The 26,083-nt window shown below is 45.2% G+C and carries 28 protein-coding genes; 11 read left to right on the top strand and 17 right to left on the bottom strand.

Features of this window, described 5'->3' with window-relative positions:
• Nucleotides 1-115: 115 nt before the first annotated feature.
• The 9 genes from G9G57_RS08405 to G9G57_RS08365 all read right to left on the bottom strand — a co-directional run bounded on the left by G9G57_RS08405 (nt 116) and on the right by G9G57_RS08365 (nt 5,855).
• Nucleotides 116-1,150, bottom strand: coding sequence for an NAD(P)/FAD-dependent oxidoreductase (locus G9G57_RS08405; RefSeq protein ID WP_016820622.1), 1,035 nt, complete (start codon nt 1,148-1,150; stop codon nt 116-118).
• A 152-nt stretch (nt 1,151-1,302) separates the two neighbouring features.
• A complete protein-coding gene (locus G9G57_RS08400; RefSeq protein WP_016820623.1) occupies nt 1,303-1,806 on the bottom strand; it encodes a hypothetical protein in 504 nt (167 codons plus the stop codon).
• 24 nt (nt 1,807-1,830) lie between these two features.
• On the bottom strand, nt 1,831-2,280 hold the full coding sequence (locus G9G57_RS08395; RefSeq protein WP_016820624.1) for a hypothetical protein: 450 nt from the start codon (nt 2,278-2,280) through the stop codon (nt 1,831-1,833).
• A gap of 25 nt (nt 2,281-2,305) precedes the next feature.
• The gene (locus G9G57_RS08390) at nt 2,306-2,827 is read right to left on the bottom strand and encodes a GNAT family N-acetyltransferase (protein WP_016820625.1); all 522 of its coding nucleotides are present in this window, start codon (nt 2,825-2,827) and stop codon (nt 2,306-2,308) included.
• Between the two features lie 57 nt (nt 2,828-2,884).
• A complete protein-coding gene (locus G9G57_RS08385; RefSeq protein WP_016820626.1) occupies nt 2,885-3,376 on the bottom strand; it encodes an 8-oxo-dGTP diphosphatase in 492 nt (163 codons plus the stop codon).
• A gap of 88 nt (nt 3,377-3,464) precedes the next feature.
• Nucleotides 3,465-3,926, bottom strand: a complete 462-nt coding sequence (locus G9G57_RS08380; RefSeq protein WP_019686614.1) for a hypothetical protein — start codon at nt 3,924-3,926, stop codon at nt 3,465-3,467.
• Between the two features lie 11 nt (nt 3,927-3,937).
• A complete protein-coding gene (locus tag G9G57_RS08375; protein ID WP_019686613.1) occupies nt 3,938-4,366 on the bottom strand; it encodes a GNAT family N-acetyltransferase in 429 nt (142 codons plus the stop codon).
• Nucleotides 4,367-4,583: 217 nt separating this feature from the next.
• Nucleotides 4,584-4,943, bottom strand: coding sequence for a FlxA-like family protein (locus G9G57_RS08370; protein ID WP_017426589.1), 360 nt, complete (start codon nt 4,941-4,943; stop codon nt 4,584-4,586).
• A gap of 84 nt (nt 4,944-5,027) precedes the next feature.
• Nucleotides 5,028-5,855, bottom strand: a complete 828-nt coding sequence (locus tag G9G57_RS08365; RefSeq protein WP_019686612.1) for a hypothetical protein — start codon at nt 5,853-5,855, stop codon at nt 5,028-5,030.
• Between the two features lie 287 nt (nt 5,856-6,142).
• Between G9G57_RS08365 and G9G57_RS08360 the strand changes: the two genes are divergently transcribed.
• The 3 genes from G9G57_RS08360 to G9G57_RS26280 all read left to right on the top strand — a co-directional run bounded on the left by G9G57_RS08360 (nt 6,143) and on the right by G9G57_RS26280 (nt 7,566).
• A complete protein-coding gene (locus G9G57_RS08360) occupies nt 6,143-6,718 on the top strand; it encodes a class I SAM-dependent methyltransferase (protein WP_016820631.1) in 576 nt (191 codons plus the stop codon).
• Between the two features lie 15 nt (nt 6,719-6,733).
• Nucleotides 6,734-7,339: a DedA family protein gene (locus G9G57_RS08355; protein ID WP_016820632.1), complete on the top strand. Its 606-nt coding sequence runs from the start codon at nt 6,734-6,736 to the stop codon at nt 7,337-7,339.
• Between the two features lie 137 nt (nt 7,340-7,476).
• A complete protein-coding gene (locus G9G57_RS26280) occupies nt 7,477-7,566 on the top strand; it encodes a putative holin-like toxin (protein ID WP_305954445.1) in 90 nt (29 codons plus the stop codon).
• Nucleotides 7,567-7,796: 230 nt separating this feature from the next.
• Here G9G57_RS26280 and G9G57_RS08350 read toward each other — a convergent pair whose 3' ends face one another.
• The 3 genes from G9G57_RS08350 to recQ form a co-directional block, all read right to left on the bottom strand.
• The gene (locus G9G57_RS08350) at nt 7,797-9,107 is read right to left on the bottom strand and encodes an alkaline phosphatase (RefSeq protein ID WP_019686611.1); all 1,311 of its coding nucleotides are present in this window, start codon (nt 9,105-9,107) and stop codon (nt 7,797-7,799) included.
• A 183-nt stretch (nt 9,108-9,290) separates the two neighbouring features.
• Entirely contained in the window at nt 9,291-11,147 is a 1,857-nt protein-coding gene (locus tag G9G57_RS08345; RefSeq protein ID WP_019686610.1) for a B12-binding domain-containing radical SAM protein, read from the bottom strand.
• A gap of 50 nt (nt 11,148-11,197) precedes the next feature.
• Nucleotides 11,198-13,096 carry a DNA helicase RecQ gene (gene recQ / locus G9G57_RS08340; RefSeq protein ID WP_017426585.1) on the bottom strand — a complete coding sequence of 633 codons (1,899 nt, stop codon included), beginning with the start codon at nt 13,094-13,096 and terminating at the stop codon, nt 11,198-11,200.
• Between the two features lie 223 nt (nt 13,097-13,319).
• Between recQ and G9G57_RS08335 the strand changes: the two genes are divergently transcribed.
• Nucleotides 13,320-14,333: an RluA family pseudouridine synthase gene (locus tag G9G57_RS08335; RefSeq protein ID WP_017426584.1), complete on the top strand. Its 1,014-nt coding sequence runs from the start codon at nt 13,320-13,322 to the stop codon at nt 14,331-14,333.
• An 83-nt stretch (nt 14,334-14,416) separates the two neighbouring features.
• Here the strand turns inward: G9G57_RS08335 and G9G57_RS08330 are convergent, their stop codons facing one another.
• Nucleotides 14,417-15,265, bottom strand: a complete 849-nt coding sequence (locus tag G9G57_RS08330; RefSeq protein ID WP_017426583.1) for a hypothetical protein — start codon at nt 15,263-15,265, stop codon at nt 14,417-14,419.
• Nucleotides 15,266-15,838: 573 nt separating this feature from the next.
• Here G9G57_RS08330 and speD point away from each other — a divergent pair.
• Entirely contained in the window at nt 15,839-16,645 is an 807-nt protein-coding gene (gene speD / locus G9G57_RS08325) for an adenosylmethionine decarboxylase (protein ID WP_016820638.1), read from the top strand.
• Between the two features lie 249 nt (nt 16,646-16,894).
• A complete protein-coding gene (locus tag G9G57_RS08320) occupies nt 16,895-18,313 on the top strand; it encodes an NAD-dependent malic enzyme (protein WP_164964822.1) in 1,419 nt (472 codons plus the stop codon).
• Nucleotides 18,314-18,395: 82 nt separating this feature from the next.
• Here the strand turns inward: G9G57_RS08320 and G9G57_RS08315 are convergent, their stop codons facing one another.
• Both G9G57_RS08315 and G9G57_RS08310 read right to left on the bottom strand, forming a co-directional pair.
• Entirely contained in the window at nt 18,396-19,076 is a 681-nt protein-coding gene (locus G9G57_RS08315; RefSeq protein ID WP_016820640.1) for a serine/threonine protein kinase, read from the bottom strand.
• Between the two features lie 137 nt (nt 19,077-19,213).
• Nucleotides 19,214-19,945: an HAD family hydrolase gene (locus G9G57_RS08310; protein WP_164964821.1), complete on the bottom strand. Its 732-nt coding sequence runs from the start codon at nt 19,943-19,945 to the stop codon at nt 19,214-19,216.
• 360 nt (nt 19,946-20,305) lie between these two features.
• Here G9G57_RS08310 and G9G57_RS08305 point away from each other — a divergent pair, with 360 nt between their 5' ends.
• The 3 genes from G9G57_RS08305 (at nt 20,306) to G9G57_RS08295 (ending at nt 22,483) form a co-directional block, all read left to right on the top strand.
• The gene (locus G9G57_RS08305) at nt 20,306-21,163 is read left to right on the top strand and encodes a hypothetical protein (RefSeq protein WP_025364351.1); all 858 of its coding nucleotides are present in this window, start codon (nt 20,306-20,308) and stop codon (nt 21,161-21,163) included.
• A 109-nt stretch (nt 21,164-21,272) separates the two neighbouring features.
• Entirely contained in the window at nt 21,273-22,028 is a 756-nt protein-coding gene (locus G9G57_RS08300) for a threonine/serine exporter family protein (RefSeq protein WP_016820643.1), read from the top strand.
• Between the two features lie 20 nt (nt 22,029-22,048).
• Nucleotides 22,049-22,483 carry a threonine/serine exporter family protein gene (locus G9G57_RS08295; RefSeq protein ID WP_017426578.1) on the top strand — a complete coding sequence of 145 codons (435 nt, stop codon included), beginning with the start codon at nt 22,049-22,051 and terminating at the stop codon, nt 22,481-22,483.
• A gap of 99 nt (nt 22,484-22,582) precedes the next feature.
• Here the strand turns inward: G9G57_RS08295 and G9G57_RS08290 are convergent, their stop codons facing one another.
• Nucleotides 22,583-23,092, bottom strand: coding sequence for a GNAT family N-acetyltransferase (locus G9G57_RS08290; RefSeq protein WP_019686608.1), 510 nt, complete (start codon nt 23,090-23,092; stop codon nt 22,583-22,585).
• A gap of 164 nt (nt 23,093-23,256) precedes the next feature.
• On the opposite strand from G9G57_RS08290, the gene G9G57_RS08285 reads away from it, so the two are divergent.
• On the top strand, nt 23,257-24,021 hold the full coding sequence (locus G9G57_RS08285; protein WP_164964820.1) for an MBL fold metallo-hydrolase: 765 nt from the start codon (nt 23,257-23,259) through the stop codon (nt 24,019-24,021).
• Nucleotides 24,022-24,085: 64 nt separating this feature from the next.
• Nucleotides 24,086-25,174: a M24 family metallopeptidase gene (locus tag G9G57_RS08280; RefSeq protein WP_164964819.1), complete on the top strand. Its 1,089-nt coding sequence runs from the start codon at nt 24,086-24,088 to the stop codon at nt 25,172-25,174.
• Nucleotides 25,175-25,240: 66 nt separating this feature from the next.
• Here the strand turns inward: G9G57_RS08280 and G9G57_RS08275 are convergent, their stop codons facing one another.
• A complete protein-coding gene (locus G9G57_RS08275) occupies nt 25,241-25,939 on the bottom strand; it encodes a queuosine precursor transporter (protein ID WP_016820648.1) in 699 nt (232 codons plus the stop codon).
• Between the last annotated feature and the right edge of the window lie 144 nt (nt 25,940-26,083).

Raw genomic sequence — 26,083 nt, 5'->3', positions numbered from 1 at the left:
CCAGTAGATTACAGGCGACTGGTTGCTTAAACTTGAAAGGTGTTTTGATCCCTGTCTCACAAATGGGGGTCAGTCCCAGTTAACAGAAGTTCTTTATTAAACTGATTCCCTTATTTTATTCCACGACACCCAGCTCGCGGTTTTTTTCCTTGAAGCGGCTGTTGTGAGAAGATACATATGCGGCTTTATCAGCTGTCGGATCAATGTACAACTTGGCGCTGTTGAGGGCAAGAGCAGCATCTGTGAACGTACCTGCAATCAGATACAGCTTGCTTCCGTACTCGACAAAATCGCCTGCAGCAAAAATCCCCGGTAGATTCGTTTCCAGCTTGTCGCTCACGCGGGCATGCCACTCTCCCATATCCAGTCCCCAATCTCGCAGGGGGCCGAAATCGGATTTTAGGCCATGATTTACGATAACTGCATCAACATTCAGCATCTCTATTTCGCCCGTATCTACATGATTGATCGTCACCTGCTCAATCGTTTCTCCGTTGTTGCTATGTAACTGACTTACCGCATAAGGTGTGAGAACACGGACCGAAGAGGACTTCATACGGGCTACATTTTTCTCATGTCCGCCAAAATGATCCCGACGATGTACAACTGTCACACTCGCCGCAATAGATTCCAGCTCATTCGCCCAATCTACCGCTGAGTTGCCTCCACCGGAAATCAGGACATGCTTGTCCCGGAACGGCTCCAGCTCTTGTACGGTATAATGCAGGTTTGTAACCTCGTAACGGTCAGCGCCTTCAATCTCCAGTTTAGCCATTTTGAGAATACCATAGCCTACGGCCAGAACGATCGTACGCGTCCAGTGCTGTTCCCCTGTGGCAGAAGTCAGCAGGAACGTGCCATCTTCCTGCCGATCCATCCCTGTAATCTGTTGTCCCAATACAATGGTAGGCTCGAACGTTCGTGCCTGCTGCTCCAGCTGGTCAATCAGCTTTTCACATAAAATCGGGGTTACCCCGCCAACATCCCATATCATCTTCTCCGGGTATATGCGCATCCGTCCGCCTAGCTCATGCTTGGCTTCGATCAGCTTGGTTTTCATATCTCTCATGCCACTGTAAAACGCAGTATACATACCGGCAGGACCGCCGCCGATGATCGTTACATCATATAATTCCAAGGACTCTGTCACTCTGCAACTCTCCCTATCATAGCGTATTATGTCTGCTTCTATTATAAGTGATAATAATTATCAATATCAATTAAGAAATAAAAACATATCTGTGACAGAGGTATTAGTGACTTTGGAACTACGTTTATACAGTTATTTGGCTACTGCTTTCGTTAACCTTGTGGATTAGGTAGGGATTGCTGCACTATTGCACGCAATGCTTTTTCATTCAGCCCAGTCTGTACAAATTGAAAACGGTGACCTGCCAGCCTCTGAACTCGATCTATGATCTGACCCAGATGATAAGCCGTATGCTCCACCACATGGTAAACGTCATACATATTTATATCGCCTGTGTTGTCCAATGCTGCACAGAAGGAAGAAAAAGCATCTTCAACTTCCTCCATAAGCTGTTCTTTGTTTTGCACTGAAGGCTTGAAGCTATCCTCCATCCCTTGCTTGTATGTAATCGTCGGATCCATGAGTTTGACTGCATTTCTACGCACATGCACCATTATATGATGGACAATTCCTCCAATACTGTTCTGTTCCGCTTCACCAGCGAACCATAACATGGGTTCATCCAAAAGCTTGATGCATACCCGCAGCTTAACCAAATATTGATCGTACATTCTGTGCTTGGATATGATCTTAAATTCATGCATGGAAGAATTCATATGTTCATTTCCTCCTTTATCTTTTCAGGTGTATTTTTTGAAAAAGTCACTTCCGTGGATCATCCAATATCGTTCAGCAGGAGGGACCTCTTCCAAAAAGTTCTGATATTCCCCTTTCCACCCCACCGGGACATAGTGTTCGAAAGAAGCTGGCTCCGGAAATAGAGAGTAGAGAACTTTCTGGTCAAAATCAACATACAAAGCAGGACAGAATTCCAACACTTCATCCTTATGCTGGATTGCTTCATCTAGCATTTGGAGCATTGTAGTGAGTTCTCCCGCAGCCACCTTATATTCACAGATGTGTTCCAAAAATGCTCCGGCTGTGGTCTCATCCAAAATAGCGATGCCAAACCGTTCCTCCATCTCGGTATTCAAAAACCAATACTCTCTTTCCGTCACATACCAATTCCATTGTCCCTGAAACATGACACCGACAATGATATTTTTCGCATATTCTGGCCATATTTTCATGAGCTTTTGCGTTCCCCTCCCTCACTTACAGCTCGATCCAAAACCGGTTTACACGGTTTCCATCTTCCTCTATGTAATCCTTGTCCGGTATTCCGCCGTTTCGCAGAATTGTTTTTTTGGAACTGATATTATCGGAGTCGCATACGACGAGGGCTTTGGAAATACCCAACTCTTTTGCTTTGCCCAATGCTAAGGCCAGCATAGTCCCAGCGTACCTGTTCCCTCGTGCAGAAGGACGGATACCATAACCGATATGACCGCCAGCGTTTAACAGATGCTCATTAAGATCATGACGGATATTCACTGCTCCGACGACCTGGTCATCTGCATCCATCAGCCAGTAGGTCGAACTTTTAACCCAGCCTTTAGACAAGCCAATTCCGTTTTTCTGTTGACTTAAAAACGTCAGCATACCTTCAAAATCATACGGTTCTATAGAAATCACCCAAGGCACCATATGCTCCTGGCTCTTTTTCCATTCCTCATAAAATGAAAGATAAGCATCCTTCCAGCGCCGATCCGGCTCAACCAATCTGATGGCCTGCATCCTACTCACCGCCCCCTCATTAAGCACTCCATGTATCTACTAATGGTCTCGTCATCTCTACACCCCATAGTTCTTCATCGTTGCTTCCAATGTTTCATCCGTATCCGCCAGCCACACGGAGCTAACCTCAAACGTCCCTGGCTCGAAAAACAATGGGAACCTCCGCTTAAACCAATCCTGCATCGGCAAATTCAGTGCTTCCTTCATATCTACCCACAGTAGTTCTCCCTCAGGAGGATTTTTTAATAGCTCACCTTCCGTTGCTGTAGCCAAATAATTAAAGACCATATATCTCAGCCCTTGGTTTGGATCACAATATTCGTCGATTCCTTTAAAAGCAATTTCCGTAACCGTTAAGCCTGTTTCCTCTTTTACTTCGCGAATGGCTCCATTCACAATGCTCTCTGGGAACTCTACTTTTCCTCCTGGAGCAATATAACCCGGAAACCCCTTTCGATTGGGTCTGTTCATTAGCAATACCTTGTTTCCATCTTGAATCATGCACATGGTATATATTTTGTGTGTCACTTCTGTACTCAATCCGATCATACCTTTCTTTATTCACATTCTCTATGATCTAGCTTTTAACTTTCTCACCGACATATCTTGGTTGAATATGGTATTCACCATAGAACGATTACAGTCCCTCGTCAAACAACTGTAGACCTATGATTTCAAAGGCGACACCGTCACCCGTTTTAACGTGGATATCACCATTCAATTCGTCAGAATCCAAAACAAACGTAGCCTCTCCTACAACAATCTCCAGACAGTCTATCCCACCTGCTTCGCCTTGTATCACTTGTTGTATCATCCCTTGAATCCAATAGTCACCTAGCTTTGGTTGAGGTTGAACAATGCCTGTCTTTTCCGTAGGCCTCAGTCTTCTGAACCCTTCTATACTGGATGGAGAAGTCTCGACCGAAATGACACAGCCGGGAATTAACTTTTCCAAGCTTTGTTCATACGGAACAACATACGCATATCCCGAGGTCAGTTCATGCCGAAAATATGTCCAGTAGCCGTATATCTTTTCCTTGCCAATATTACGAATGATAATCTTTTCATCTTGATTTACTTCCTTGATCTGTACGCGCATTTATGAAGTCCTCAGTAGATATTTTTCTTATAATAATAATGTTTAAAGCCTCTAGGAGCCTCATCAATGACACCGACTACTTCATACCCCTGCTTTTCATAGAATTCAGGTGCTTGAAAAGAAAAGGTATTCAGTTGTATCAAAGTACATCCTTTATCTCTAGCGATTTGTTCAATTTCACTAAGTAATTGCGAACCGTAGCCCCTTCCTCTATGGCCCTGATCTACCCACAAAATATCAACCTCCACCCAGTTCCAACAAAGTACACTTAGAAGACCGCCGATGACCTGACCGTCTCCTTTTTTGAGCGTAAGATTAATTTCTTCATATTGGGTTTGAATATCTGCCGGGACGTGTTTTGCATTAAACTCAATCAACTTGTTTCTGACGAAACGAGCTTCATCCCTACTACTTCGACTCCATTGAGGTTCCAATGTCATGGCTTAAATCCTCCAATTAGAATGTATAACAATCTATTAAATACTAAAGTCAAAAGCCTTCCATCTGCCCACTGTTATTTATTGTAATACTTTTTTAGGTTTAGTCACATGATTCATTTTGAACTACTATAAAACGCGAAAGCAGGCTCCCTATGTAACAGAGAGCCTGCTGTCTTTTGTATCCATCGTCTGGCTTACAGGAGAAAAGATAGGATGACTAAATAGAAATATCCAGTGATTTTCCAACCCCCGTGATATCACTGCCATTCGAGCTGCTGGTACGAGTCATTTCCATATTACTTGGAGCGGACTTTTCCATTTTTGGTGTTGACGTGCTGCTGGATTGAGAACTTTGCTGTGCAATCTGAGCTTCAATTTGCTTAATTTGCTGCTGAAGCTGCTTCATTTTCGTTTCTTTTGTATCCTTATTATCTTTGCTTTGCTGGACCTTATTGTACTCTGCTTCAAGCTGGGCTTTTTGCTTTTCCAAACTGGCTGTATCGTTGGTACTGGATGAAGATGAAGTTGAAGTATTGGCAATAGATATAGAGCTACTAGATGTGGTTGAAATATTCACAGAAGGATTCTCCTTTTTAAAAGCTAAGTTTGAGTTACAAGTGTGGGCTAAGCGTTTTTAAGGTATGCTATTGCGCTCTAAAGATTATGACGAAGACGATACAGATTGTTCAAAAATCTTAGCGATTTTATCGAATAAAACTGATACTTCTTCATCTGTTGCATTCGATTCATCTGTGTTTCCCCAAGCGTTTTTTAATGCAGAAATCAGGTCTGTTTGCTCATCTGTTTCTGAAGATATGGAGCCAGATAGAAGATCGGAACTCAGGACGTTTTGCAAATCATTCAGTAAGGATCTTTTTTCATCTACGGTATGCTCTTCTTCAGATGTAGTGGTGTTATCCTCTTGATGAGTAATCTCCTGAATATTCCATGCAAATGGGGGCATAATTCCACCCATCGCCTGCATCATTGGAGGCAGACCGTCAGGTCGGAATGAGTCACCTTCAGGCGGCGGTGTAGGGCGGTTATTCTGGATCGTTTCAGCTACTTTATCGAATAAATCTGATACTTCCTCATCTGTTGCTGTCGAAAGATCCACCCCGGATAACAAGTCGCTGACTGTAGCCAAAGGATTGTTTGTACTGTTATTGATTTCATTCGTTTCAGATAAAGCACTTGAAGACGTCAAGTAACTTTGTAAATCTGACAATAACGCTTTCTGTTCGTCCATAGTCAGCGCCACAGTATTCTGGTCGTATTTGTAGCCATAACTGTAGTTTTCCGTAGGAAGCGGAGCCTGCATACCTCCGGCGTATTCCATAAATTCCGCACTTAATTCGAGTGAATCGCTGGATTTCTTGTGTGTGGTATGCCCCGCGTTATTTAGTCCATTCTCATTTGACTTCAGCGTATTCGAGTTATCGTAGGAAGTCGAAGTCGTGATGAGATGCCTGTTGATGGATAATGACAAAGTAGATCCCCTCTCAGTGTACATAATGTTTTTAGCTGCCCACCTCTCTTTCATCGGTTGTAAAACTGAAGGCAGCCTGAGAGAATGCTGAATGATAACTGAATGAATTCGGACTGTCCCATACTGTACTCCTTTTCCTTCTTCCTAGACTATAGTCAAGGAAAATCCCCTCCGCAGGACGGGGAACCGAGCCCTACTCCAGACAGGAGCAAGTAAAGGGATAATTTGTTACTCTTAGCAGAGAATAAATGAACGCATTTTGAAAATTGAAGGTAGGGGAAAGAAGTATGATCCGTATTAGTCATTTAGTTCACGAGAGACTTATGTTCCTATTCAAATTTTTGTACTCGCCTGCATATGTGGGTAGCGTAACACCCAGTTCCAGATTTTTAGCTAAAAATATGATAGAATCCATTCCATGGAGTGATGTTCATGCCGTGGCTGAGCTTGGGGCTGGAACAGGCGCAATTACCCAATACATCCCGTCTACGACAAAAATTCAACCTAAGGTTTTGCTCTTTGAGAAGGACCCGACCATGCAGCAGAGTTTAAAAAGAAGATTCCCGAATTATCTGTGCTATTCCGACTCGCGTGAGCTTCAGCTTGCTATGAAAAATGCTCAAATTGAACAGCTTGACTGTATAATCAGCGGGCTGCCATTCTTCAACTTTCCACAAGCGATGCGAGATCAAATCGTAGAACAAATTCATCGGTCACTCAGGGATGGAGGGATGTTTGTCGCCTTTCAATACTCTAAACAGATGAAACAGCAGTTAGGTGAATGGTTTGATATTGAAGAAATCAAGTTTGTACCTATGAATGTTCCACCCGCATTCGTGTATGTATGCCGAAAGAAAGCTTAAGAAAGGAGTATGGGGATGGATGTTGAATATTTGATTTCCATTATCGAACAATATGGCTATGCAGCATTATTCTTCTCTCTATGGCTCGGAATTGTGGGACTGCCCATTCCAGACGAAGTTATAGTGATGACTGGCGGGGCCGTAACAAGCATGGGGATACTTCATCCGTTACCTGCTTTTTTAATTGTATATCTCGGGGTTGTATCAGGCCTATCCTTAGGTTATGTGTTGGGGAGAAGCTTGGGTACACCCATTTTGGATCGTTTGCGCCGGAAGAAGAAAATGGACAAGTACATTACTTTTTCAGAAAATTTAGTACATAAGTATGGAAACTTCACGATATGCATCAGCTACTTGCTACCGATCGTTCGCCACATTGTCCCTTATATTGTGGGGATCAATAAAATGAGTTTTAAGCGCTACGCTCTATTCTCTTATTCAACGGGCTTGATTTGGACGCTGATCTTCTTTTTGCTCGGACGTCTCTTTGGCGATCATGTACAAGCAGCAGGAGAATTGATTCATCGTTATGGCTTGCAGGTGGCACTGCTTCTCATCATGCTGACAATTATATTTTTTATAATGAAATTCGTGTGGGGGAAGAAAACAACGGAGGATTAGCTGAGATAAAGCTCACCAAAGTCAAAAAGACGTTTTTAAGTATTTTATCACTTTGATTATTCCTTATTTATGGTATACTTTTCTAATACAATATGCGGCTATAAAGGGCGGTCGGCTAGTCTCCCAGAAGGGAGGTGATGCCCATGGAGGTCAAAGATGCTATCTCCTTAATGATCATGTTTGGTATGTTCATTTTGGCGTTACTTACCTACATGAAAAAGAAATAGACCGCCCTGACCAAAGGTAAACGGTCTATTCTCGACCATATCTTACGCGGCCGACTGCTCTTTATGCAGTTATTGTATGGTGGAGTCGTGTTAGCGCACGGCTCCTTATTTATTCTTACCTTATTATAACCGATTTTATTACGTAATTACATGTCTTTGTTACTCGAATTTCTAAATTAATGGATTAATTAAGGGTTCATACTGCGATGAATAAGCCCTCTCACCCTAGGCTATTTTTTTAATTGAAGCAGCTTAACCAGCTTATCATGAATGGCCGTATTCGGGTAATTCCCGCTAAATTGGGAGGAACCCGGACCCATTGCAGTTAGCGCTACATCAACGGATGTATGCCCTCCTGTGGTCCAGTCGATATAAAACTTCTCATCAGAGCCTTTTACGGTAAAAGGACCGTCTTCTTTGGAAATACCTTCACCGGATTCATCCTCTGCATCTTCGCCTTCAATGGCCAAACCGCCCGTTTCATGGTCTGCCGTCACTAACACCAAAGTATCTGGATGCGCTTTGGCATAGTCCTTAGCTACTTTGACAGCCTTATCCAGCTGCTGCCCGGCTTTAATGGTTAATTCACCTTCATTGTCGTGCGCCATCTCATCCGTTCCTTCTTCCTCTACCATCAGGAAAAAGCCTTTTTTGTTTTTGGATAGAACATCAATCGCTTTCGCTGTCATATCCGGTAAAGAAACCGTTGGGTTGTAAGAATTGCCTAGTTTGTTGTGAGCTTGGAACATTTCTTCATTGGCGAACAGCCCTAGTAATTTAGAGCCTTTGGCTGCTTTCATTTCAGCCTGGTCTGTCACATAGCTATAGCCCAACTTCTTCGCTTGTTCCACCAAATTTCCTTGAGTTCCCTTACTAGCTTCCTCAGGATCTTCTGTCGGTGCATCTGGATGTTTGCCTGCTGTTCCTGCAGGGTACCAGAAATCCTCACCCCCGCCCAGAATCACATCCAGCTTGCTTTTCTCAATATACTGCTTGGCAATCTCGCTTTGAGCAGAACGCTTCTCAACATGCGCACCAAAGGCAGCGCCCGTCGCATCTGTCACTTGGCTTGTCGTCACTACTCCTGTAGACATGCCTGCTTTTTTAGCCAGCTCCATAATGGTTGTCACTGGTTTTTTATTCAAATCCATTCCGATCGCGCCGTTATACGTTTTCACACCTGTTGCAATGGCAGTCGCAGCGGCGGCAGAATCTGTAACCAGGTTGTCCCCTGAACTCGTGCTAACCAGGCCTGTTACAGGCATCTTGTCCATTTCAAGCAATCCCGATTTTCCAACCGTTGCTAAGCGAATCGCGTTACGACTGGCTTCTCCCATACCATCACCGATAAAAAGAATGACGTTTTTAGGAGTATCCGCTTTAGCTGATACAGCCTTCTGTGCCTTGGACTCTGCGACAGTGGACTTCGTAGGAGCCGCGGCTGCAAAAGCTTTAGGGATATCAGCAGATAATAAGGGTACAGTCAAAACAGTCACAGCACTCAACGCAAGGATACTCTTTTTCATGGAACGCTTTTTCACAAGGTCACACTCCAATAAATTTAATATTCATATATGATAAATTCATCATATATTGGTTTTGTAAAAAATCGTAAAGCACTAGGTTTCCCGAATGTAAAAAATTGAAGTGGTCATCTATATTTTATAAAAAAAGAAGACATCGACTCCTGATATTCCAAGAGTTGATGTCTTCTGGTGTTTATATTAAATCGCGGCGATATTTTTGCCGATGGGCATGGTGTAGTATAGCGGTTTTTGCTGTCCGTTTTGCTGATAAACTACAAGCAACAGTGTGCGGCCTTCGGCTGTTAATGGGCTACCACCACTCAGGATATGATCCAGACTGAACGGCAGGACATCCAGCACAGCGTGCTTTTGCAGTTCCTTTTCACCCAGCTTCAAGGAAGCAAAGGCTGGGATCATCTCGCGGTATGGCTGCGGCTGTTGGCTAGCCACATCCATCTCACCCGTGCTTTCCTCGCCCACATCTGCCACCGCAGGTGACAACAGCGCATCCGGGTGCTGAAGGGCCATTTTCATATAGCTGGACCAATCGTCCTTCTTCAGGGTATGTTCCCACCAGATTTTACGCGGCTTATATTTATGGTTTAAGAAATAATCAAGCTTCATCAGCCCAAGTACCATTTCCATTCGCTTGGTTCCCCGCGATTCCAAAAAGGACTGGAGACGCGTAAACAGGTCTTCGAGCTGATGTCCGATTTTTTGCCAGCCCTGTCCTTCCCAGTAGTCTCCAAATTCCTGAAAGAAATCAAAGGCGGACGAGAATTCACGCTCAATCAGGTAGCTCACCGTATGGTCCATACGATGAGAGTTCCAGTATTTCTCCAATACATCTTCCAAGCGTTTGAGCCTCACAATATCGGCAAAGGAAAGGACGTCATTGCTCAACATTTCATACGGCGCAACATCCATATAGGTATAGTTATACTTATCGGCGTCAATGCGCAGACCTGTACCACGCAGCATTTTGAGAAAGCCAAGCTGAAGCTCTTCTGGACCAAGCGCAAAAACGTCATTAAACGTTTTACGGAATGTATTGTAGTCCTCCAATGGCAATCCGGCGATCAGATCCAGATGCTGGTCGATTTTACCGCTTTGCTTGACCTTTGTAACGGTGCGTGAAAGCTTGGCAAAGTTCTGGCGGCGCTTAACCAGTTCATTGGTGGGATCATTCGTTGATTGGACACCGATCTCAAAGCGAAATACCCCCGGTGGTGCATTCTCCGCCAAATAATCCAACACCTCGGGACGCATAATATCTGCCGTAATCTCAAACTGGAAGACACAGCCACGGTGATTTTCAATCAAAAACTTGAACATTTCCAGTGCATAATCGCGTTTAATATTAAAGGTTCGGTCCACAAATTTAATCAATTTAGCCCCATTGTCAATCAGATACAGAATATCCGACTTAGTGCGCTCAATATCGTAATAACGCACCCCGACCTCAATGCTGGACAAACAAAATTGGCAACTGAACGGACAGCCCCGGCTCGTTTCAAAATAGACAACCCGTTTCCCGAGCTCCGGGATATCCTCTGCAAAACGATATGGAGACGGCAGCTCGTTCAAGTCCGCTTTAGGGCGACCCGGCATGATAATAACCTCTTCTCCCTTACGGTAAGCCAGTCCATATACAAAATGAAACTTGCGATCTCCTTCCAGTTCCTGCAGCAGTTGATGGAAGGTTTCCTCTCCCTCACCAACAACAATAAAATCCACATTCGCCAAGCGCTTCATCCAGTGCTCCGTATCGTAAGATACCTCCGGGCCACCCAAAACAATTTTGACCTCGGGCATAATCTTTTTCAACACATCAATGACTTTAATCGTCTCTTCAATGTTCCAAATATAACAGGAAAAACCGATGACATCTGCTCCCCGTTGAAACAGATCAGATACGATGTTCATCACCGGGTCCTTAATTGTATACTCCGCCAGCTCGATATCAAAATCCTTTCCACTGTAGGCTTTGAGGCATCGGATGGCCAGTGAGGTATGAATATATTTTGCGTTTAATGTTGATAAAATGACTTTCATAGGTCACAACCTTCTATAAGTTTGCATGGACTCTTATATCCTTAGTATAGCTATTCAAAATCCTCGTACACATCGTCTGCAAAAATCTCATCCTCGCTCACCATTCCGCCGGTATTCCCCTGATTTTGAAAGAAATCAAGAAACGGCTTGCCATACTTGCGGAACTTCACTTCACCAACACCCTTGATCCGCAGCATGTCTGCTTCGGATTGCGGACTCGCTACGCTCATCTCTCGCAGCGTGGCATCATTGAAGATGATATAAGACGGTACATGCTCCTGAGCGGCCAGATCGCGACGGATTAAGCGCAATTGCTCAAACACAGTTTCGTTGACCGCAGCAGGATAGGTGTCGCGTCCCTTTCGTCCACGTGATCCCGCTCCCCCTGCTAAAGCAGTGGCATGCCGCACCACACGCTGCATGACTTCTCGCTGACCTCTCAGCACTTCAGCAGCAAGCTGTTGCAAGCGTACGACCGGATACTGCCCCTCGGACAGCATCAGATAGCCTTCCGACACAAGAACATTGATAATCTCAGCAATTTCTTTCTCCGTTCGGTTGCCCATCACGCCATAGGTTGGCAGGCTGTCAAAACCATACTGCAGCACTTTTTTGTTACGCGAGCCTTTCAACACTGAGGCCACCATGGAAACCCCATACCTCTCCCGCATACGATGAATGCACGAAAAAATCTTTTGCGCATCTATGGTCATATCGACCAGTTCCCGCTCGTCAGTACATGAACTGCATATGCCGCAGGCTTCATGCTCCTCCGCTTCTCCGAAATACTCCAGCTGTGCTGAACGTAGACAGCGAGTCGTGTAACAATAGTCAACCATCTGCTGGAGCTTACGGTAGTCGTTGCGCTTGCGGTCTTCATCCTGTGGATTTTGCTCAATCAGGAACTTCTGGGTCACAATATCTTGCGGTCCGAACAGCAAAATACATTGACTCGGGTCGCCATCACGTCCTGCGCGTCCCGCTTCTTGTACGTACGCCTCCATATTTTTAGGCATATTGTAATGAATGACATAGCGTACGTTTGATTTATCTATCCCCATACCGAAGGCATTGGTTGCGACAATGACACGGATATCGTCGTACAGAAACCCTTCCTGGCTATCTGCACGTTCCTGATCTGTCATTCCTGCATGATAACGTCCGGCTGCCATGCCAGCGTCGCGCAGGCGTTGATATAAATCATCCACGTCCTTACGTGTCGCCGCATAAATAATGCCCGATTCACCCTCATGTTCACGGGCATAATTCAGTAAAAAGCTGCGTTTGTCCTCCCCTCGCAGCACACTGAACGCCAAATTCGGCCTCCCAAGCCCCGTAACGAACGTTTCCGGTGAGCGCAAACGAAGCAGGCGTACGATGTCATCCATAACCTGTGGTGTAGCCGTCGCCGTAAACGCAGCTACGATTGGACGTTCATATAGCCCGTCCACGAATGGAGCCACAGCCAGATAGCTGGTACGAAAATCATGACCCCACTGGGATACGCAGTGAGCCTCATCTACCGCAACGCAGGAAATCGGTAACTGAGCCATCTCATCACGGAACCAATCCAGTTCCAGTCGTTCAGGGGCGACATACAGCAACTTCAAATCTCCGTTCCGTGCGGCGCGTATACGGTCATTGACTTCTCGACCGCTCAACGTGCTATTAATGTAGGCAGCTGCAATCCCCATCGTGGTCAGCGCATCCACCTGGTCTTTCATTAACGAGATCAGTGGTGACACAACAATGGTCAGCCCCTCATGCAACAACGCGGGAATCTGGTAGCATATCGATTTTCCGCCACCTGTCGGCATGATGCCCAGCGTATCGTTGCCTTCCAGCATACTGGCCACAATTTTCTTTTGTCCCTCCCGGAAATCGGGATAGCCATAAAATTTTTGCAGCAAGTCCTGCGCCCGTTCCAATGTTGGTGCTTGTACACTCATAGTTTCAAAACTCCTCATATTTCTAGCGTCCTCGACGCATATCGGCTTTTCTTTCGTTACCTTATAGTTTACCGGGGTTAAGGGCAATGTTCAACCGCTGGAAGTCTGTCCATCGGGTTTTAGTCTCTTATGGCATTCGCTGTTTTCTCATGATATAGTGAACACGGTGCCGCAAATGGTCCACAATATGAAGAGATACGGCTCCAAGAAGGAGAAAGAACCCATGAATAATCGGAAACCTCAAAGGAAAAATCATACAAAATCAACTTCAAACACAAGCCACTCCAGACGCAATCACAAACCCGCCGGAAAATCTGGCTCCTATAGACCGGAAGCTCAACGAAAAACCCATACTTTGGATAAATCCCCTGCCAAAACATACATCGTTCAGGAACCTGCAGAGCTATTGAGCTTTTTAGTTGAGCATGTGACTGGCATGGGTCGTAATTCCATTAAATCGGCATTGGCGCGTGGGCAAGTTTCCGTCAACGGTACTCCTCGTACTGTGCATAATTTTCCGCTGGAGCAAGGACAGACTGTCGCGCTCTCCAAGGAAAAGGTAGCTCCTGTGGTGCCGCTAACCGGGCTGCGTATTTTGCATGAGGACGAAGCTATTATCGTTATTCATAAAGATGCTGGGCTACTTTCTGTCGCTTCTGCGCAGGAACAGGAAGTCACAGCCTATCGCCAGCTTACAGCCCACGTACGACGCGAGCATCCGTACAACCGTATTTTTGTACTGCATCGTTTGGATCGTGATACATCAGGAGTGATGATGTTTGCGAAAAGCGAAGCCATACAGCAGGAAATGCAACAAGCGTGGAAGGAAGTTGTGTATGAACGAACATACATTGCTCTCGTAGAAGGGCAGGTTAAAAAAGACGCGGGCACAATCACCTCATGGCTGAAAGAAAGCAAGACGCTGAAAATGTACTCCAGTCCTTATCCGAATGACGGCCAGCATGCAATCACTCACTACAAGCGGCTTCAGGCCAATCGGCATTTTTCTTTGCTGGAAGTACGTTTAGAGACCGGACGCAAAAATCAAATTCGCGTGCATATGGAGGATATCGGTCATCCGATTGTTGGAGATAAAAAATACGGTTCCAAGAGCAAGTCGATTGGGCGCCTTGGTCTGCATGCACAGGTATTGTCGTTTATTCATCCCGTCACCGGAGTATTGCTGCGTTTTGAATCCGACATTCCTAAAAGCTTTTTGAATCCGTTTCGGGAGTAGACTGGAGCAAAGCACACGAAGAAGAGTGTAAAAATACAAAGAGAAATTAGGGGGCTGTAAAAAAACAGCCCCTTTTTTGTTGGTTAAGCGGTATGCCTCCGAACACCATCAGCCATTTTCATCAACTCATCCCATATGTATATGGGTGAATTACACACTGGACATTCTACCCAACCGTTTAAGTAAGGTAACTGGGCAAGAAGTAATTTCTCATCTATTTTTTGAGCATATTCGTATAGCCACTGTATATCGGCACCTCTATGGTCCAATGAACGGGGGCGAATCGGATAGGGGATTAGATTGCCTGAACTGACAGGGTCTTTATCATAGATAACGAGAGTGTCACCCTGTTCATCAGGCCAAATATAGAGCGGGGTACCGCAATGGGGACAATCCAGCATATATTCGTCACCTGTATCAAAAGTTTGTAGCATATAGGCTACGCAATGATCCCCCTCAAAGGCGGCAGCCGCAGCGAGAACATAGCGCTTGCCGACATCTTCTTCGTGTTCTTTCGCATAGAGCACCATTTCTTCCGTCAATTCTGCAAGGCGAACGATGGCACTTCGATATTGCGTATAAATATATTCTGCCAGGCTAGAATCCACTTCCACCTGATCCCTTGCAAATTCCAACGGGATTTTGGTATGTAAGGGATTATTATTTTTCGCTTCAAATATTCCACAAATGGTATATATATCTGCCCGAATCTCTATATCAGAACTTTTTAGCGCAATGTCTACTAGGTAAGGTACAGCAGCAAAAGTACAAGTATACAACGTATTTTGGTGATACAATTCCTCCCAATACAAGGTGTCAGCCATTTCGCCATCATATCCGGCTTGGAGCTGTTTTAACATTTCTGGAACGTATTGAGAAGAACCGTAGGGGCCTTGGAGCAGAGTCCAGGCCGGATCGGACAAAGCCAGCATCTTTATACTCCTTCCACCGTTTTTCTTACAGTCATGAGATAGGTTTATAAAATGAGTTTGCGATCAAAATTCATTTTAACTTCATAATTCTTAGCTTGTTACGTTTATTTCATTATACGCATAACAGTGGCTGAAGTTGCTTTTCTCATTTTATGCAATGTACAAAATCACTATTTTTCAGGGCCTATAATCATATTCGGTTAAGCTTTCAGCATTATGAAGGTAACATACATTAAATTCATGAATTACGAACCTAGATCTTTTGTTGTACTACGAACCTTCTGCCAATTCCGTTCCCTTCCTGTATACATATATACATAGTCCACATTATAAGCTCTGTTACTTAAAAATTGCTGAGTAAGAAATAAAGTATATTAACGTTTAATTCCCATACATGTAAAATCGAGAGGATCTCAAGTGAATCTGGCTGTTTTTAATGATACCAAATGGGTAAAACATACATGTTCAAGTCTTTATTTTATCCGCTACAAAGCTGATTTTATGAATCGGTATATGAAAAGGCGTGTTGGGAATATTATGTATGAATACTGCGACTATAAGGGGAAATAGCCTATGACCATAACACCGGAACAGCGGATTACCCTGCACGGATTTAACAATTTGACCAAATCATTGAGCTTTAATATGTACGATATTTGTTACACCAAAACCAAAGAAGAACGCGAGGCCTATATTGAATATATTGATGAACAATATAACTCGGATCGACTGACAGCTATTTTAAAAAATGTATCCGATATTATCGGCGCCCATGTACTCAATGTTGCTCAGCAGGATTATGTCCCTCAAGGAGCGAGCGTGACAGTGCTTATATCAGAAGGGCCGATTGTGGAGGTACCGAATGATTCGTATGCAGAATCACCAGGTCCCCTACCTGAGTCTGTCGTGATACAGCTGGATAAAAGTCATATTACGGTTCACACCTACCCTGAATATCATCCAGACGAGGGGATCAGTACGTTTCGTGCAGATATTGATGTTTCTACCTGTGGGGAAATCTCCCCGCTCAAGGCACTTCACTATCTGACTCATTCTTTTGACACTGACATTATGACGATTGATTACCGGGTACGCGGCTTTACACGTGATACGAATGGTCATAAGCTTTTTATCGACCACGACATTGCCTCGATTCAAAACTATATTCCCGACGAAGTGCGCAATCAGTATGACATGATCGACGTAAACGTGTATCAGGAAAATATTTTCCATACCAAATGCAAGCTAAAACAATTTGATCTGGACAACTACCTGTTCGGCTACACAAAAGAAAGTCTGAGTGAAAAAGAGCAACAAAATATATCAACACGACTCAAAATCGAAATGGACGAAATTTACTACGGCAAAAATATGACGTAAACCAAAAATGGATCATTTCGTTATACAAAGGACGATTGCTTAGACTGGAATTCAGCCGGGCTTTCGTCTTTTTTGGATACAAGATCATATATATTACTCAGCTTGATCTGTACAAGTGGAAGAATGTTCACTATGATAGGGGAAGAAACCACTAATTTAAACTATCAGCCTAGATCTTAGACTTGCTCCCGATTGTAAGCGCAATCAATTGATCACTATTTTGTTTTAAAAGACAAAGGAGGAATTTGCATGCAAGGCGGTATTGGCGGTAAAAATATTATTTTACGACTGGAAATTTCCACCGAGCACATCCAGTTTGGTCAATTGATTACGTTGGTAAACGAACATGGCGGAGATGTCATCGCCATTGACGTCATCCGCACCTCTGAGAAGGCCACTGTGAGAGATATTACAGTCACCATTGCTGATCCAGCAGAAATCGACCGAATGATCGCCCGGATTAAAAAAGCACAAGGTGTAAAGGTACTGTCCATCTCTGATCGCACCTTCCTCTTACATCTCGGGGGCAAGATTGAAATGCAGCCCAAGGTCCCAATTCAAAACCGCGACGACTTATCCCGGGTATACACTCCTGATGTGGCACGCGTATGCATGGCAATTCATGAGGAGCCAGACAAAGCTTTCCGATTAACAATTAAGCGTAACACCGTCGCTGTCGTCTCTGACGGAAGCGCTGTCCTCGGACTCGGCAACATCGGCCCGTATGCAGCCATGCCGGTTATGGAAGGCAAAGCCATGCTGTTCAAGCAGCTTGGGGCCGTCGATGCCTTCCCCATCTGCCTGGATACGCAGGACACGGAAGAAATCATTAAGGCCATTAAGCAACTGGCCCCAGCCTTTGGCGGTATTAATCTGGAGGATATTTCATCGCCACGATGCTTTGAAATTGAACAGCGATTACGTGACGAGCTGGACATCCCTGTTTTTCATGACGATCAGCATGGCACAGCTGTTGTTTTATACGCAGGGCTGATTAATGCGCTCAAGGTGGTCGGCAAAGCTCTGTCTGACGTCAAAATTGTCGTCTGCGGTATCGGGGCTGCAGGTGTCGCCTGTACCAAAATTTTGCTATCTGCAGGGGCAGAGAACATTATTGGTGTAGACCGTAACGGTGCGCTTACAGCTGATGAAACCTATGAGCATCCGATGTGGAACTGGTATGCGCAGCATACCAACCCTGAACGGCTGTCCGGCACGCTATCTGAGGTTCTGAAGGACGCAGATGTGTTTATCGGTCTGTCGGCAGGCGGAATATTGCAACGAGAAGACGTGAAGCGTATGAAGGAAGCTCCTGTCCTGTTCACCATGGCGAACCCGGTTCCGGAAATTAACCCAGAGGATGTCGAGGATATTGCAGGGGTCATCGCCACCGGACGTTCGGACTATCCTAACCAAATTAACAATGTACTTTGCTTCCCCGGCATATTCCGAGCAGCACTGGACTGTCGCGCCCGTGAAATTAACGAAGAGATGAAGCTGGCAGCCGCAGAAGCCATCGCAAGCACAATCCGTCCCGATGAATTAAACAAACTGTATATTATCCCGGGTGTATTTAACGAGGGCGCCGTACAACAGGTGCGTAAAAAGGTGATTCAAGCTGCGATTGCGAGCGGTACAGCCAGAAGAGTTCCTAGAGATTTCAGATAGAAGAAAAGGATTGCTCCCGTAAAATGGGTGCAATCCTTTTGTATAGAAGGCTAGGTCTGTATTTCGATGCCCTTCACAGCAGTTATGACTTCCATTTAGAAAACAATTGACTGGCACGCTGGGCAAACTCCTCCAGGTTGATGCTGGAGTTGTCCAGCTTGTAATACCATTTTTTGATCGTATCTAAAATCCATGAAGGAACCTTAACCTCAGAGAAACCGGAATAGAACGTATGATACGCCCACACCAAATGCTCCCAACGCTTGTCATCGCCTTCTTTTACATATTCAGATACGTCTAATACCTTGGCGCGTCCGTCTTGCATGAGTACATTCTTGAGATGAATATCACGGGGATTCAGTCCCCTGGACCGAACAAATTCCCTCGCCTTTTCCACGTCCAAAATGACCTGCTCCGGCACCGGAATTCCTTGCAGCAGGCAATCTAGCAACGTAACACCAGATTCGTAACTAATGACAATATACTTATCGCCTTTTCCGTAATAATGAGGAAAAAAATCAGACCCTTGCAAACGCTCATATACATCGGCTTCTGCATCTTTTTTTTCGATCGCCATGTCTGAATACACCTTGAACGCGTAGCCTGGCAACGTATCGAGTGTAAATACAGCCGCATCTGTCCCAATGCCAATACAGCGTACGCCTTGGGTGGCTGTTTTAATGGTAACTGGGTCATTATCCTCCGTACTATATACGGTCACTTGACTTATGATGTCGTCTGCCTGCCTCCATGGTTCTACCATGCGCGGGTCCCTCCTTCTCTGTTCTACCCATTTCAAATGAAGTTAGATTTATAACAGATAAATAGTATTACGGACCAGCTTTTGAAATAGCTTCAAAATAGGTTAGATTCTTTTGGATAACACGATATGTACCGTGTCTAACGTGCGTCTGGCAGGAGCAGCTTTCTTAACTCTGTGTAACTTGCCGCGGTTTTATAAGCCCCCGACACATCAGATTCCGGGAAAGCGTTCCTGTGATTGAACCAAATGACCTGCCAATTTGCAGCTATAGCTCCCGCCACATCATTACGCCAGGAATCCCCAATGTAGCAGCAATGCTCTGCTAAAGTTCCTGTCCGTTCGTTCACTATTTCGAAAATGCGCGGATCAGGCTTGGCATAACCAACGGTCCCAGACACAAAAATATGCTCTGCTGCAACATGATTTTCCAGTGTCATGGCTTTAATTTTGCTCATCTGGTGTTCTTCAAAACCGTTCGTAATTAAACCAACCACATAGCCAGCCGAGCTCAATTCATCAATTAACGAAGTAGCCCCCTCAAAAGACTCAATTCGGTACTGACGATCCAAGTATTCTTGTTGGACATGCACTGCCTGCTCACGGGTAATATCTACCCCGAATTCTTGTAGAGCCAGAATAAAACGACCTTCCCTCATCTCATCCAGTTCTTCCTGCCCTGCTTTCCCCTCCAATAGTCCTCCTTTAGCCGATAGTAAATCGCTGTAATAGCGAATACGGTGGTAGACTTCCTCATATGGAAAACGCTCACTTAATCCTAATACTGTACGTAATGCATCACGTGTAGGGTGCAAATGATCGTACATCGTATCATCTACATCAAAAAAAACAGCCTTCTTTTGCAAGTTCATATGCCCACTTCTTTCTGTTAAATCTTTGGATGACACTCCTCTATACCTTGTCCTGATATTATACCCGTTGACCTATTACGTTGCACCCTGACCTACCCAGCCCGTATCTGTCATTCACCCTTCTCAGATAATAACATACACTGAAAAGACTGCATTTTGGCAAACTCACTTTACTTCACTACTGCGCTAACATAGGCATCTTGTCCTAATTTGAACGAAAGCGTTTTATTTTGATAGCACACGGGTAAAAGGTCACATTTTTGAAAATATTCGTCATACAGGTTTACATTTCGTGTAAAATCACGTACCTTTTAGGGATGAACGCTTTACAGATGTACTTGGATAAGGGAGGTATACACAATGGATTCCGGTTCTAACCTAGCCTATGGATCAGCCACACCTTTGATTGAGGCACTTATAGAGTTTGAACAGGAGCTTGAAGCGAACCGGCATTCTCTGAGTTTTGATTTGGGATTGATTATGGAACAAGGCCGCGCTCCGCGATATATGGCTACACCGCCTGATGTTATTCCTTTTGCCCACGCTGGAGTGGACGGGATACATTATGGCTTTTTAACCGATTTTGGTCTTGAAAAGGACCTTTCACAGGCTCCGATTGTATGCGTCTCTCCCGTCGATTGGACGGGGGTATGGGTGGTTGCCCGCCATTTGCAGGATTTTTTAAGCGTTGTTTATACAGAAAACAGTTCATTAAAACGATACTATGCCAGTGGAGCAGACTATTCTGGACATGCTGGTCAGCGTCCTCCGCAGGCTGTGGATGAACGTACCGCGTTTGTACGCGAATGCTTTCGGGAGCGCTTTGGCATTCTGCCGATTCAAGATATGGCCGCCTACATCGACAGCTTGCGAACAGAGCGTAAGCAAAATGAAGTTGCTCCTACACTGAATGGCTTGGGTATTCAGGCACCTTCTTCTTTGAAGCGTAGCTCTTCTATTGAGAGCGACTTCTTGAACGTAACGGAGCCATTCCTTTGGGAACAACAAGGTGAAGCTGTACGTGATTTGTTCCGCAGCGGTTCGCGTGAAGCCAGACTGGCCTTTATTCGGGATGCTCAGACACGGCATCTGTTCACCCATTCAGCCCTTCGAGCTTTTGTAACAGGACAGCTTAGGCTGATGGGCTTGTCTGAGGCCGCAACATACCTAGAGGAGTCCTACTATACCGTTATTCCCGATACGATAGAATCTCGATAAACTCCATAGATTCCCCCAGTTTAACCGCCTCTGAAAAGGCGGCTTTTTGTGCTACAATAAATGAAAACAACAGGGTCGAACGACCTGGGGCGCATGAAAGAGAGCGAGCATGAATAATCATTCCTATCCTACTCCTGAAATCGTTGAGGTTTGTCTGCTAGCAGGCAAACTGATGATGCAAAATGGAGCCGAGACCTATCGTGTTGAAGACACGATGTCCCGCATTGCTTCAGCCTATGGCATATCCCAGTCCCATAGCTATGTAACACCCACTGGAATTTTTTTTGCCATTAATGATTCGGAACCTGCCAAGCTAATCCGGATCGTAGAGCGGACTACAGATTTGCACAAGGTGACCGAGGTGAACTCCATTTCACGTAAAATCAGCGCAGGCACTTTGTCTCCCAGCGCAGCCGTAAAAGAGCTTTCGGAAATTGAACGTGGTCCCCTCCGCTATTCCAATCGTGTACAACTGATCGCTGCAGCGTTGGCCAGCGGTTGCTTTATGATCATGTTTGGTGGAGTGTGGCGAGATTTCCCCGGAGCTGTGTTGTGCGGCGGTATCGGATTTGCAGCCTTACAATATTTCCACAGGCTCGTTAAGGTTAAGTTTTTCTCAGAATTTTCTGCATCTTTTCTAATCGGCTTGCTGGCGGCTCTGTTAGTGATTGTTGGCGGGGGTCAGATGATGGATAAAATTATCATTGGCTCCGTTATGCCACTGGTGCCGGGCTTGTTAATTACAAATGCTCTTCGGGATTTAATGTCCGGGCACCTAGTCTCAGGGCTTTCCAAAGGTGCAGATGCTTGCTTGACGTCTTTCGCCATTGGTGCTGGTGTTGCAGTTATCATTTCTTATATGTAATTTGGAGGAGATTCAAGCTTATGCTTGCACAATTATTCACAAGCTTTATTGCCACCGCTGCTTTCGGTATACTGTTCCACGCTCCTCGGCGTTCGCTGCTGCAATGTGGTTTTGTCGGTATGCTGGGCTGGCTTGTCTATTATTCAACCACGGATAGCATGGGACCTGTGAGCGCCAGCCTTTTAGCCACGATCCTTATCGGCATCGTCAGTCAAGGTTTTGCTAGACTGTACAAAATGCCTGTGATTATTTTCAGCGTGGCAGGCATGATTCCCCTGGTGCCAGGAGGAATGGCTTATAATGCCATGCGCCAGTTCGTACAACAACATTATCCTCAGGCACTGGAGCTGGCCATGAGCACACTCATGATCGCCGGGGCAATAGCAGTCGGTTTGGTGATCTCTGAGGTGCTTAATCAAATCTTTCACAACGTACGTTTTAAACCTCAGCGTTAAAAACGAAGAAATAACAAAGTAAAAAAGGCTGCTCCCAAAATCGCCACACTGACAGTGTATGAGACGATGGTGGGGACAGCCTTTTTGTGTAGCTCAATATTAATCTACTCGCTTACCTAATATAGCCAGATCTCGCTCTATGCTGTCCAGCACGGCAACACGTGGATAGTATCCCCACTGCTCAAAGCCAAACTTCCGCAGCAGCGCAATACTCGGTTCATTATGACCAAATACAAACCCCAACAACGTTGTAATTCCTAGTCTAGGACATTCATTTAGCAAATGCTGTACCAGACGGCTTCCAGTGCCGGTTCCACGAGAATCCTCATGGACATAAATGCTAATTTCTGCTGTACCGTTATAAGCTGGACGGCCATAAAAGGACTGAAGGCTGGCCCATCCGGCAATGTTCCCCTTTTGTCTTAGTACCCACAAAGGGCGGTGGTTTTCCTGATGAGCTTCAAACCATGGAATGCGGCTCTCCACTGTCACAGGCTCCAGGTCTGCCGTGACCATTCGTCCTGCAATTGTAGAATTATAAATATCCACAATATCGGGAAGATCCTCCCTGCATGCAATTTCAATGGAAAAAGATTGGTCCTTGTTCATTATCGTATCTGCCCCCCTATTGTGGTGATTTATTTATTGTACAGGACAAGCGCTGGAACAGCCATATCGAGTTGTTTTGCGGATTAACCCCAAAGGGTCTTATAATAGAATTTGAAGATAAGCCAGCACTACATTAACCAATTAAACAACATGAGGCGGGAGGTATGCTTCGGAGTCAAAGGAATCCGAAGCAGCTTAATATGAATATTGGAACTCAAATTTTGATTTTGGAAGTGTCTATGGGACCTTTTTTTGGAAATTCGATCATTCATCCTGTACTGCTCAAGGACGAGGATGGACTTACATTGATAGACTCGGGCATGCTCGGCCAATTGGAGCCTCTGCGCAAGGCTATTTCAGATGTGGGTGAGGACATAAGTCGTCTGAAAAGAATTATTATAACGCATCAGGATATTGACCATATCGGAAATGTTCAAGCACTGCTGGACTTGCTACCGAACACTGCCCTGCTGGCCCATAAGGATGACATTCCATATATGACAGGAGAACGACCATTTATAAAGCTGACGCCGGAACGCATCAATCTGATGGAGCCTGCACTCAAGCAACAAGCAGAGGATATGATTCGCCGCCTGCCAGATTTGCGCTTTGCTCATATGCTTGAGGACGGTGAACATCTGCCTTATGGTGGAGGCATACAGATTATTCATACACCTGGTCACACGCCCGGACATATCAGCTTGTATGTGCCTGCACACAAGCTACTGTTGGCAGCAGATGAACTGCGTGTAGTCGAGGGTGAGCTGGTCGGTCCCGCTGAGTCGGCTACGCCGGATATGCCGTTGGCTCTGAAGAGCCTCGATAAACTGACCGTATTGGATGTAGATAAGGTACTCTGCTACCATGGTGGTTACTATGATCAGAATGTGCAGGCACGTCTGCAAGCATTAAGTCAGGCAAGAGAATAAGCCATATAAATTATGATGTAATAAGAGCTATAATGAATAAATGGACAGAAAGGAATGAGACTCTATGAATGATAAAATTACCAGATTGTATGATGAACTGAAGTCACAAGCTTGGGATGGCCTACTTGTGACCGATCCCAAACATATTTACTACCTGACAGGCTTCGCCAGTGATCCGCATGAGCGTTTTCTAGGGCTCGTGCTGCTTCGTGACCAAGAACCAGAACTAATTGTACCCGCCCTGGACGCAGAAGCTGCCCAAGCTGCTTCCTCGGTGACACGTATATCCACCCACACCGATACGGACAATCCATATGATCTGTTACGCCAACGCACAGGTACCGGAGTGAAAGCATTCGCACTGGAAAAGGAACACGTCTCCGTCCTCCGTTACGAACAACTACATACTGCCATTGGCGCTGCTCAATATGTTGACTTGGGTCCGGTGCTTCAAGACATGCGCGTGAGAAAAACTCCTGAGGAAGTACAACGTCTGAAGCATGCAGCTCGTTTGGTGGAAGATGCTCTTCGTCACGGCCTAACCCATGTTCGCGAAGGGGTGACCGAAGTCGAGCTGGTAGCCGAAATCGAATACCAGATGAAAAAACTCGGTGCAGATGGTCCATCCTTTGACACTACAGTGTTGTCTGGACCCAAAACAGCCTTGCCACATGGTGTCCCAGGGACCCGCAAGCTGCAACACGGTGATCTGCTCATGTTTGATATGGGTGTATATTCCGATGGTTATGCTTCGGATATTACGCGCACTTTTGCCTTTGGCAAGCTGTCAACTGAGTTGGAAACAATATATAATACGGTTCTTCACTCAAACGAAGCCGGAATTGCCGCCATTCGCCCGGGAGTTTCCTGCGCATCCGTAGATCAGGCAGCACGAGCCGTTGTTGAAGCCGCTGGATATGGCCCTGCTTTTAACCATCGGGTTGGACATGGTCTTGGTATGAGTGTTCATGAATATCCATCTGTGCACGGAGGCAATAACGATCTGCTTCATGAAGGGTTTGTGTTCACGATCGAACCCGGCATCTACGTACCAGGTCTTGGGGGTGTGCGGATTGAAGATGACGTTCTGGTCACCTCTGAGGGTGTTGAAGTGCTGACTTCTTTTCCGAAGGAACTGACCGTGCTGGGGTAATCTATTGCTATTCTTTATATTGATATGTTAAAAGTACGAAAAAAAAGAGGGGCAACCCCAAGCCAATTAAGGCTTGAGGGTTTGCCCCTCCTCTTCTATCAAACGGAAATTACGTGCGATGTATAAAATCGGTGTACCTGCCGCAGTCAGTACAAATTTTAAGATGTAGGTGGTGAACAGCAGTTCGATCCATATCCCCCACGCATAGCCGTAAAAGGCAATGCTACAGAAAATGAGGGTGTCTATAAACGAGCTGATCATCGTGCTGCCATTGCCGCGAATCCAGAGCTGATGACGCTCCGGGAAAAACTTGCGAATCCAGGCATATAGACGCACGTCCAGCAATTGACTGACCGCATAGGCTGTCAAGCTGGCAAGCGCAAGCCTTGGCAACAATCCGAAGAGCTGTTGCATCGGTGTCTGGGCAAAATCGGTTGCAGTAGGCTCAAATAACAGCACCATCTGCATCGTGATCGTCGTCATAATCAGAGTGAAAAAGCCAAACCACACAGCTTTTCGCGCCTCTTTAGGCCCATATTTTTCATTTAGTAAATCGCTGGCCATATACATAGAAACATACATTGTATTTCCCAATGTCGTGGTAATGCCGAGCAGATCAATGGTTTTGGTTACCTGAATATTGGCCAATACAGTAGCAACGCCAATCCAGGCGTATAGCCCTTTTTTACCAAACAACCGATAACATAGCAAAAAGAACATAAAATTGACGAGGACAAATGCTGCCCCCCATAACAGATTAAACATGAAATCCTCCTAGTTTTGATAGCGCGGGATGGTTGCGAACCGCGGTTCATCCGAACAAGCCGGAAAAACATTATTTTAATGTATCATAGATTAGGATTTGTGAACAGCTATAATTTACACTGCCACCAGCCCAAAATAAAGAGC

The organism is Paenibacillus sp. EKM211P (assembly GCF_011066175.1).
GTDB lineage: Bacteria > Bacillota > Bacilli > Paenibacillales > Paenibacillaceae > Paenibacillus > Paenibacillus polymyxa.
Note: the sequence above shows the minus strand (reverse complement) of the source record. Positions and strands in the feature narration are given on the sequence as shown.

Excerpts from the sequence above, each read along its gene's own strand:
- G9G57_RS08400 (WP_016820623.1), bottom strand. The coding sequence starts at position 1,806 with ATGAATTCTTCCATGCATGAATTTAAGATCATATCCAAGCACAGAATG.
- G9G57_RS08330 (WP_017426583.1), bottom strand. The coding sequence starts at position 15,265 with ATGCTGGCTTTGTCCGATCCGGCCTGGACTCTGCTCCAAGGCCCCTAC.
- G9G57_RS08335 (WP_017426584.1), top strand. The coding sequence starts at position 13,320 with ATGAATAATCGGAAACCTCAAAGGAAAAATCATACAAAATCAACTTCA.
- G9G57_RS26280 (WP_305954445.1), top strand. The coding sequence starts at position 7,477 with ATGCCCATGGAGGTCAAAGATGCTATCTCCTTAATGATCATGTTTGGT.
- G9G57_RS08380 (WP_019686614.1), bottom strand. The coding sequence starts at position 3,926 with ATGCGCGTACAGATCAAGGAAGTAAATCAAGATGAAAAGATTATCATT.
- G9G57_RS08290 (WP_019686608.1), bottom strand. The coding sequence starts at position 23,092 with ATGAACAAGGACCAATCTTTTTCCATTGAAATTGCATGCAGGGAGGAT.
- G9G57_RS08320 (WP_164964822.1), top strand. The coding sequence starts at position 16,895 with ATGCAAGGCGGTATTGGCGGTAAAAATATTATTTTACGACTGGAAATT.
- G9G57_RS08315 (WP_016820640.1), bottom strand. The coding sequence starts at position 19,076 with ATGGTAGAACCATGGAGGCAGGCAGACGACATCATAAGTCAAGTGACC.
- speD (WP_016820638.1), top strand. The coding sequence starts at position 15,839 with ATGACCATAACACCGGAACAGCGGATTACCCTGCACGGATTTAACAAT.
- G9G57_RS08395 (WP_016820624.1), bottom strand. The coding sequence starts at position 2,280 with ATGAAAATATGGCCAGAATATGCGAAAAATATCATTGTCGGTGTCATG.
- G9G57_RS08305 (WP_025364351.1), top strand. The coding sequence starts at position 20,306 with ATGGATTCCGGTTCTAACCTAGCCTATGGATCAGCCACACCTTTGATT.
- G9G57_RS08280 (WP_164964819.1), top strand. The coding sequence starts at position 24,086 with ATGAATGATAAAATTACCAGATTGTATGATGAACTGAAGTCACAAGCT.
- G9G57_RS08285 (WP_164964820.1), top strand. The coding sequence starts at position 23,257 with ATGCTTCGGAGTCAAAGGAATCCGAAGCAGCTTAATATGAATATTGGA.
- G9G57_RS08275 (WP_016820648.1), bottom strand. The coding sequence starts at position 25,939 with ATGTTTAATCTGTTATGGGGGGCAGCATTTGTCCTCGTCAATTTTATG.
- G9G57_RS08375 (WP_019686613.1), bottom strand. The coding sequence starts at position 4,366 with ATGACATTGGAACCTCAATGGAGTCGAAGTAGTAGGGATGAAGCTCGT.
- G9G57_RS08360 (WP_016820631.1), top strand. The coding sequence starts at position 6,143 with ATGATCCGTATTAGTCATTTAGTTCACGAGAGACTTATGTTCCTATTC.
- G9G57_RS08390 (WP_016820625.1), bottom strand. The coding sequence starts at position 2,827 with ATGCAGGCCATCAGATTGGTTGAGCCGGATCGGCGCTGGAAGGATGCT.
- G9G57_RS08345 (WP_019686610.1), bottom strand. The coding sequence starts at position 11,147 with ATGAAAGTCATTTTATCAACATTAAACGCAAAATATATTCATACCTCA.
- G9G57_RS08300 (WP_016820643.1), top strand. The coding sequence starts at position 21,273 with ATGAATAATCATTCCTATCCTACTCCTGAAATCGTTGAGGTTTGTCTG.
- G9G57_RS08355 (WP_016820632.1), top strand. The coding sequence starts at position 6,734 with ATGGATGTTGAATATTTGATTTCCATTATCGAACAATATGGCTATGCA.
- G9G57_RS08310 (WP_164964821.1), bottom strand. The coding sequence starts at position 19,945 with ATGAACTTGCAAAAGAAGGCTGTTTTTTTTGATGTAGATGATACGATG.
- G9G57_RS08295 (WP_017426578.1), top strand. The coding sequence starts at position 22,049 with ATGCTTGCACAATTATTCACAAGCTTTATTGCCACCGCTGCTTTCGGT.
- G9G57_RS08385 (WP_016820626.1), bottom strand. The coding sequence starts at position 3,376 with ATGATCGGATTGAGTACAGAAGTGACACACAAAATATATACCATGTGC.
- recQ (WP_017426585.1), bottom strand. The coding sequence starts at position 13,096 with ATGAGTGTACAAGCACCAACATTGGAACGGGCGCAGGACTTGCTGCAA.